Source organism: Streptacidiphilus melanogenes (genome assembly GCF_000787835.1).
Lineage (GTDB): Bacteria > Actinomycetota > Actinomycetes > Streptomycetales > Streptomycetaceae > Streptacidiphilus > Streptacidiphilus melanogenes.
In genome coordinates, this window is record NZ_BBPP01000007.1 from 79,100 (window position 1) to 86,998 (window position 7,899).

The following is a 7,899-nucleotide window of genomic DNA, read 5'->3' on the forward strand; positions in this document are numbered from 1 at the left end:
CCCAGTCCGGGGCTCGGCTGGGCCCGGCCGGGTTAGTCGCCCCCGCCCGAACGGCGGGAACGGCAATGGTCATGGCGAGCTCCTCTTTCACCGCCACAGGGGCCGGGCGACAGACGGCCCGGAGCCTGGCGGTGCAGGTCCGCGATCCGGCTCGGCGGGCGGGCACTGCGTCTCGGTGGGCGAACCCCCTCTTTTTAGTATGGTGCAAGCATTGCATAATGCAAAGTATGAAACCGCAGCTCGCCGCAGCCCCGCCATCCTCCGTGGTCGATCGGGCGACGACATTCCTCCGCTCGTCCAAGGGGGGACTGGCCGTCCTCGCGCTCGTGATCGGGGCGGGCTCGGGCCTCGGGGCCGTGGTGTTCCGCTGGCTGATCAAGACCTTCACGCAGCTGTTGTCCGGTCACGCGGATTACTCCGCGGCCGGGCACGTCGCCAACCCGCACGTGCCGTTCCTCGGCCCGTACTTCGTGATCCTCGCCCCGGTCGTCGCAGGACTGCTGTACGGGCCGCTGGTGCAGCGCTTCGCCCGCGAGGCCCGCGGCCACGGCGTTCCGGAGGTCATGTACGCCGTCGCCCGCCGCGGCGGGCGGATCGCCCCTCAGGTCGCGGGTGTCAAGGCGCTCGCGTCCGCGCTGTGCATCGGCGGCGGCGGATCGGTCGGCCGTGAGGGCCCGATCGTGCAGATCGGCTCCGCGCTGGGTTCCACGCTCGGCCAGATCGCGAAGCTGTCCGAGTCGCGGATCAAGATGCTGGTCGCCTGCGGCGCCGCCGGTGGCATCGCCGCGACCTTCAACGCACCGCTGGCCGGGGTCTTCTTCGCGATGGAGCTGATCCTGCGCGACTTCGCCGCCGAGTCCTTTGGCATGGTCGTGCTCTCCTCCGTCACCGCCTCCGTCATCGGCCGCTCGATCCTGGGCAACACCGCCTTCATCACCCTGCCGGCGTTCCACGTCCAGCACCTCGCCCAGTACGCCCTGTTCGCCCTGCTGGGCCTGCTCGCGGGCTTCGTCGGCGTCGGCTTCAACAAGGTCCTCTATCGGATCGAGGACGCCTGCGACGCCGTCTGGCGCGGCCCCGAATGGGCCCGCCCCGCCGTCGGCGGTCTCCTGCTCGGTCTGCTCCTGCTGGCCCTGCCCGAGATGTACGGCGTCGGCTACCCCGTGCTGGAGCACGCCCTCGGCGGCGGTTACGCGCTGCTGTTCCTGCTCGCTCTGCTCGCCGGCAAGATGATCGCGACATCCCTGACCATCGGTATCGGCGGCTCCGGCGGCGTGTTCGCGCCCAGCCTGTTCATCGGCGCGATGCTCGGCTCCGCCTTCGGCCAGGGCGCCCACCAGCTCATGCCGTCCATCGCCGGGTCGGCGGCGGCGTACGGGATCGTCGGCATGGGCGCCGTCTTCGCCGGTGCCGCGCGCGCTCCCATCACCGCCGTCGTCATCCTGTTCGAGCTGACCGGCGAGTACAGCATCATCCTGCCGCTCATGGCCGCGATCGTGATCGCCACCATGGTCAGCCGCCGCTTGAGCTACGAGAACATCTACACCGCCAAGTTGATGCGCCGCGGCATCGACCTCGACGCGCCCGTCGACCCCGCCGACGCCCTCACCGTCGCCCAGGCCATGACGACCGCAACCCCTACGCTCGGTGACACCACCCCCCTCGCGCAGGCGCCAAGGGCCCTTGCGCACCATCACCACGGCGTCGTCCCGCTCACTGGCGCCGACGGCACCTACCGTGGCACGGTCCACGCCCACGACCTCATCCGGGCGCTCGCGGACGATGTCGAGCTGCACGTGCCGGTCGGCAAGTTCACCGACGACACCTACCCCACCACCACGCCCGACACCACCCTCGCCGCCGCGCGGGACCTGCTCAGCTCCTCGAACGCAGAAGGGCTTCCCGTCCTCGATCAATCGAGTGGTGTCCTGGCCGGCTGGATCGACCACCGCGCCATCCTCCACGCGCTCCACCACGCGCCGCACCTCGGGAGCACCGTGCACGAGGACGGTGAGCCGCGCCCGCAGGTGAGCGACCACTGAACCCGCTCCAAGACCACCCGGTGCGCACTCCTTACCGATCCCCTGACGGCCGCCAGCCACCCGGCGCGTCGATCGCAGCGCCCGCAGGGCTCGGCCCTCTCGTTCTGCTGACAGGTCTGGCCGTCCTCGCAAGCGGTGGCCAGGCCGAGTGCCACAGCCGAAGGATGCGCGAACGACCCCTGCGCATCACCAGGCCCACCCCGCACGCCCCGGACGGCCAAGCACCCTGCCGGGCCGCCGCGTCGACGACAGGAGCACGGCATGACCCACGCACTGACACCGGCTCAGGTCACCGCGGCCCTGCGCGCTGCGCTGGAGGGAGACGACCTGCACGCCCTGCTGGACCTTCTCGCCCCGCACACGCGGTGGGCCCCCACGCCGGAAGCCGTACCAGCGAACGCCCCGCGCGCCACCATCCTCAACTGGTACGCACAACTGCATGCCAGCGGCACCCGGGCCCGTATCGAGGAGAGCTTCACCTACCCCGACGCCGTCGTCCTCGGGCTCGCCCAGGCCCGATCCGGCAGCCCGGCGCTCTACCAGGTCTTCCAAATCGGCGACGGGAGGATCACCAGCGTGCAGGGGCACGCCGACCGCTACGAAGCTCTCGGCGACGCCTACCGCACGCCCTGAACCTGGGGAACCGATCCGAACCATGGCTTTGGACCGCGGTGCGGAGCCAAGCCAAGCGGGACGGGGAAGCGACGTGCCGGGCGCCCGCCTCGGTCGGGGCGGGAGACCGACTGTCGAAGCAGATTGCATCGTGCAAAGATTGCATGGCGTCCTTACCGCGCTGGGCGGCAGAGGCAGGCCGGTCATGGTCCGCCGCTGCCGACAGGATGATCTACGAGTCCGCACCGCCGGCTGCGATCCGGTCTCCGGGCGCATCATCCCAACCCGGCCGCGTCGCGATATGGCCGAGAGGCACCGGGAAGGCAAAATCGGCACAGAACGACCAAGGAGCCCGATCGATGACTGGGTTCAAGCAGAACCTTTTGTACCAGTCGACGTTCTACGCCAACGGGCGGCGTCTGCTCAGGCTCAGCGGGCCCAGGATCGACACGATGATCCAGGCCGGGGCGACCGCTCACCTTGAGGGATCGGACGTCACGATCACCGCGCCAGGAATGGACGATTTCTGCGCGGTCGATGTGCTCACCAGACGCACGGCCGCCACGTGGGTGAAGAAGTTCAACGACCGAGCCCGGCACTACCGCGGCGGCAACGACGCTTCGGCCTGAGCCGGCCCTGGGCCAAGGCCGGCGCCGCACCGGCCCTGGCACCGATGCGCCATCCGGCCCTCTGCCCCGCGGGACCCTTGTTTCCCCCACCTCTTCGCTGGCGCGGTAACGCAGCATCAAGAACAGGCCTGGCCCCATCAATGTGCCGTCAAGATCTCCAGTCTGTGCTGGCGGGGAAGTCGTCGTGGCTCCACATTCTCCAGTCGGCGGTAGAACCGCTCGCGCGCCCGCACGGCGCAGGCGCGTGCGTGCGGGCACCGGACCGGGGCTCGCCGGGAGGAGTGGGGCGCGGCGATGGCGACGGTGGGCGAAGAACTCGCACCGCAGACGACGACCGAGGACCCTGCGAGGGTCCGTCCGCAGGGTCGGCGCGGCTCCCACGAGCCCAGTCGCCGAAGCGGGCCCCGGACGCTGTGGCCACGCCGCCGGCCCAGATGGGCGCGTTCAACACCAGCCCGGCTGCGGTGGCTCACCGCCGCATGCCTGCTCTTGGCAGCCGTGCTGGGAGCCTTCGGCCTGTCCACGGCCGCCGGCGCCCAGTCCATCTGGTCGACCGTCGGTGACCGGCAGGCTCCGCAGGTGCTGGATGCCACCGGCCTTTATCAGGCGCTGACCGACCTGGACGCGCAGAGCGCGAACCTGATCATGTTCGGTTCGGACAGTTCTCTGTCGAGCCAGCGTTCCGCGGCACTGTCCGCGTACACGGCGGACCGCACCACGGCGGACCGGGATCTGCAACGGGCGACCCTGGACGCAGCAGGCAACGCGGCGGTGCAGCGCGCCTTGGCGGACGTGCTCGATGGCATGGGCCGCTACCAGGACCTGGACGGGCGCGCGCTGGCGCTCAACGATGCCGCCCACCGCCCGGCCGGCCACTCCGATGCTGCGGCCGTCGCGGAGTATCGGCAGGCCACCGACTTGATGCGCACCACACTGCTGCCCGCTGCCGACCGGCTCGTGCAGGCGAACAACGACGCCTTCGACAGCACGTACGACGCTGAGCGTTCGCTGCTCGGGTCGGCCGTGTGGTGGACCGTCGCGATGGGCATCGCCCTACTGGCTGCTCTGGTCGGGTTGCAGGTCTGGCTGGCTGCTCGGTTCCGCCGCGTGATCAACCCGGCCCTCGCGGCGGCGACGCTGCTGGTCGTGGTGTTCACAGGCCTGGCCGGCAGCTTGTGGGCGGACGAGCGGGAGCATCTGCGCTACGCGCGCCGCGACGCGTTCGACTCGGTGGTGGCGTTGTCCCGGGCGCGAGCGGTGGCCTACGACGCGAACGCGGACGAGAGCCGCTACCTGCTGGACCCCGGCCGCGCCGCGCAGTACCGGGACGCCTTCGAGGCCAAGAGCCAGCAGATCCTCGCCCTGCCCGGGGCTTCGATCACCACCTACGACTCGGCCCTCACCACCGCCGTCACGGCCTACCAGGCGAACCACTCCGATGTGCGCTTCGGCGGCTTCTACGGCACGGAGTTCCGCAACATCACCTTCCCCGGCGAGCGGGCGGCGGCCGAACAGACCCTGGCCGCCTACCAGGTCTACGAGCGCGACGACCGTACGATCCGCGCCCTCGCCGACAGCGGCAAACTCGACCAGGCCATCGCCTACTGCACCAGCTACGCTCCCGGCGCCTCCAACGCCGCGTTCACCGCCCACGACACCGCGCTGCAGAAGGTGATCGCGATCAACACCACCGCGTTCGACCAGGGCGTCAGAGACGGCCGCAACGAGCTCTCCGCGCGGATCCCTTTGCTGGCCGCGAGCATCGGCCTGGCCCTGCTGCTGTGCCTGCTCGGGGTCCGTCCCCGGCTGGCCGAGTTCCGCCGCTGACAGCGCCTGAATCGCCGAGCGCCGGGGGAGCGTCGGAGCCCGTGCCGGATCACGGACCGGTCTCGGCGGCGCGGAGGGGCGGTAAAGGGCGCTAAGAGAGCGCGAAGGTTCGCTATGCGGGCGCATGGGTGCCGTTAAGGACGTCGTTAACGGGGCTGTCGGGCCTGTTTCCTTAGCGGTGCCGCTACGGCGGCACCGACACGGGCCTTCCGTGGCGGGTCAGACGTCCCTACCACTCCTGGGGTGCCTCCCTCATGCTCGACGTGCTCTTCGTCGGGGTCACGGTCGCGGTCTTCGTGGTCCTCGCCCTGATCGTCAAGGGGGTGGAGAAGCTGTGACCGCCTTCCAGCGCTCCACCGCCGCCTCCACCTCTGTCCTGATCGCGGGGGTGGCCTGGTGAGTGCGGACAACATCGTCGGGCTGATCGTCGCGATAGCCCTGACCGCGTACCTGGTCGCCGCTCTGATCCGCCCGGAGAAGTTCTGATGAACCCTGCTCTCGCGGGCTCGCTGCAAGCCCTTGCCCTGGTTGCGGCGCTGGCCCTGTCGTACCGGCCGCTGGGCGACTACATGGCCCACCTGCTTACCACCAGGAAACACTGGAAGGTCGAGCGCGGCATCTACAAGCTGATCGGCGTCAACGGGGACGCGGAGCAGACCTGGGCGTCCTACCTGCGCTCCGTCCTGGCGTTCTCCTTCGTCTCAGTGCTGTTCCTCTACGCCTTCCAGCGGCTGCAGAACGACCTGTGGCTCTCGCTGGGCTTCCCTGCCGTCACCCCGGCGACGGCGTGGAACACCGCCGCGTCGTTCGTCACCAACACCAACTGGCAGTCGTACTCTGGTGAGTCGACGATGGGCCACCTGGTGCAGATGGCCGGCCTGGCTGTGCAGAACTTCGTCTCCGCGGCCGTCGGCGTCGCGGTGGTCGCCACGCTGATCCGCGGCTTCGTGCGGAGCAAGACCGACAAGCTCGGCAACTTCTGGGTCGACCTGACCCGCATCGTGCTGCGCGTGCTGCTGCCCATGTCGATCGTCTTCGCTCTCGTGCTCGTCGCGGGCGGCGCGATCCAGAATCTGCAGGCCGACCACGTCATCCACACCCTGACCGGCGGCACGCAGACCATCACCGGCGGCCCGGTGGCCTCGCAGGAAGCCATCAAGGAGCTGGGCACCAACGGCGGCGGCTTCTACAATGCCAACTCGGCCCACCCGTTCGAGAACCCGAACCCGTTCACCGACTGGCTGGAGATCTACCTCCTGCTGGTGATCTCGTTCTCGCTGTGCCGCACCTTCGGCAAGATGGTCGGCTCGAACAAGCAGGGCTACGCGATCGTCTCGGTCATGGGCCTGTACTGGGCCGCGTCCGCCGCGCTGATCACCTTCTTCGAGCACCAGCACTCCGGCGCCGCCGCCCAGATCGCGGGCGCCGCCATGGAGGGCAAGGAAGTGCGCTTCGGCATCCCCGCCTCCGCGCTCTTCTCCGCCTCGACGACCCTCACCTCGACCGGTGCGGTGAACTCGATGCACGACTCGTTCACCCCGCTCGGCGGCGGCATGGACATCCTCAACATGATGTTCGGCGAGATCGCACCCGGCGGCACCGGATCGGGCCTGTACGGCATCCTCGTCCTCGCGATCGTCACCGTGTTCGTCGCGGGCCTGATGGTCGGCCGCACGCCGGAGTACCTGGGCAAGAAGCTCGGTGCGCGGGAGATGAAGTTCGCCTCCCTGTACATCCTCACCACCCCGGCGATCGTCCTCGCGGGCACGGGACTTGCGATGTCGCTGAAGGCCGGCCACGGCGGCGGCATGGCGAACACGGGCCCGCACGGCTTCTCCGAGGTGCTGTACGCGTTCACCTCAGCCGGGAACAACAACGGGTCCGCCTTCGCGGGCATCGGCGTGACCAGCACCCACTGGGAGCTGGCACTGGGCCTGGCGATGCTGTTCGGCCGGTTCCTGCCGATGGTGTTCGTGCTCGCGCTGGCCGGTTCGCTGGCCAGGCAGCAGCACACGCCGGAGTCGACCGGCACCCTCAAGACTCACAGCCCGCTGTTCGTCGGCATGCTCTCCGGCGTGATCCTCATCGTCGTCGGGCTCACCTACTTCCCCGCCCTCGCGCTGGGTCCGCTCGCGGAAGGTCTCCACTGATGTCCACCCCTGTCCTCAACGACCCGGCCACCGAGCCGGACGCCGTCCTCGCCGAGGCCGGCGAGCGCCGGATAGGCGGCGGCCTGCTGGACCCCAAGCAGCTGCTCAAGTCCCTGCCCGACGCGGTCAAGAAGCTCGACCCCCGGGTCATGGTCAAGAACCCCGTCATGTTCGTGGTCGAGGTCGGCTCAGTGCTGACCACGATCTCGGCCATCGAGAAGCCCTCGGTGTTCGCCTGGGTCATCACCGTCTGGCTCTGGCTGACCACCGTGTTCGCCAACCTGGCCGAGGCCGTGGCCGAGGGCCGCGGCAAGGCGCAGGCCGACACCCTGCGCAAGACCAAGACCGACACCGCCGCCCGCCGCGTGGTGGGCGACTGGAAGCCGGGCACCCCGGCCGACCAGGTCCGCGAGGAGGACATCCCCGCGACCCAGCTCCGGCTCGGCGACCACGTGATCGTGGAGGCCGGCCAGGTCATCCCCGGCGACGGCGACGTCGTCGAGGGCGTCGCGTCCGTGGACGAGTCGGCGATCACCGGCGAGTCCGCACCCGTGATCCGCGAGTCCGGCGGCGACCGATCCGCCGTGACCGGCGGCACCAAGGTGCTGTCGGACCGCGTGGTCGTGAAGATCACGTCCG

At 69.8% G+C, this 7,899-nt stretch carries 7 protein-coding genes; all 7 read left to right on the forward strand.

Annotation, left to right across the window (positions count from 1 at the left end):
- Positions 1–227: 227 nt before the first annotated feature.
- Positions 228–2,042 carry a chloride channel protein gene (locus TR49_RS10205; protein ID WP_042379806.1) on the forward strand — a complete coding sequence of 605 codons (1,815 nt, stop codon included), beginning with the start codon at positions 228–230 and terminating at the stop codon, positions 2,040–2,042.
- A gap of 261 nt (positions 2,043–2,303) precedes the next feature.
- The gene (locus tag TR49_RS10210; protein ID WP_042379808.1) at positions 2,304–2,675 is read left to right on the forward strand and encodes a hypothetical protein; all 372 of its coding nucleotides are present in this window, start codon (positions 2,304–2,306) and stop codon (positions 2,673–2,675) included.
- A gap of 338 nt (positions 2,676–3,013) precedes the next feature.
- Positions 3,014–3,283, forward strand: coding sequence for a hypothetical protein (locus TR49_RS10215; protein ID WP_042379811.1), 270 nt, complete (start codon positions 3,014–3,016; stop codon positions 3,281–3,283).
- Between the two features lie 294 nt (positions 3,284–3,577).
- Positions 3,578–5,110 (forward strand): GlnX family signal transduction membrane protein, encoded by a 1,533-nt coding sequence (locus TR49_RS10220; RefSeq protein WP_500808183.1) that lies wholly within the window; start codon positions 3,578–3,580, stop codon positions 5,108–5,110.
- 396 nt (positions 5,111–5,506) lie between these two features.
- A complete protein-coding gene (gene kdpF, locus TR49_RS40785; protein ID WP_042379818.1) occupies positions 5,507–5,596 on the forward strand; it encodes a K(+)-transporting ATPase subunit F in 90 nt (29 codons plus the stop codon).
- A complete protein-coding gene (gene kdpA / locus TR49_RS10230; RefSeq protein WP_042379821.1) occupies positions 5,596–7,260 on the forward strand; it encodes a potassium-transporting ATPase subunit KdpA in 1,665 nt (554 codons plus the stop codon). Before kdpF ends, kdpA begins: the two co-directional genes overlap by 1 nt.
- Positions 7,260–7,899: P-type ATPase actuator domain-containing protein (locus tag TR49_RS10235; RefSeq protein WP_042379824.1), on the forward strand; the 640-nt coding region annotated here is incomplete at its 3' end. The genes kdpA and TR49_RS10235, both read left to right, overlap by 1 nt.

Bases quoted from the DNA above. Each gene is read 5' to 3' on its own strand.
- kdpA (WP_042379821.1), top strand. From the start codon at position 5,596: ATGAACCCTGCTCTCGCGGGCTCGCTGCAAGCCCTTGCCCTGGTTGCG.
- TR49_RS10210 (WP_042379808.1), top strand. From the start codon at position 2,304: ATGACCCACGCACTGACACCGGCTCAGGTCACCGCGGCCCTGCGCGCT.
- TR49_RS10215 (WP_042379811.1), top strand. From the start codon at position 3,014: ATGACTGGGTTCAAGCAGAACCTTTTGTACCAGTCGACGTTCTACGCC.
- TR49_RS10205 (WP_042379806.1), top strand. From the start codon at position 228: ATGAAACCGCAGCTCGCCGCAGCCCCGCCATCCTCCGTGGTCGATCGG.
- TR49_RS10220 (WP_500808183.1), top strand. From the start codon at position 3,578: ATGGCGACGGTGGGCGAAGAACTCGCACCGCAGACGACGACCGAGGAC.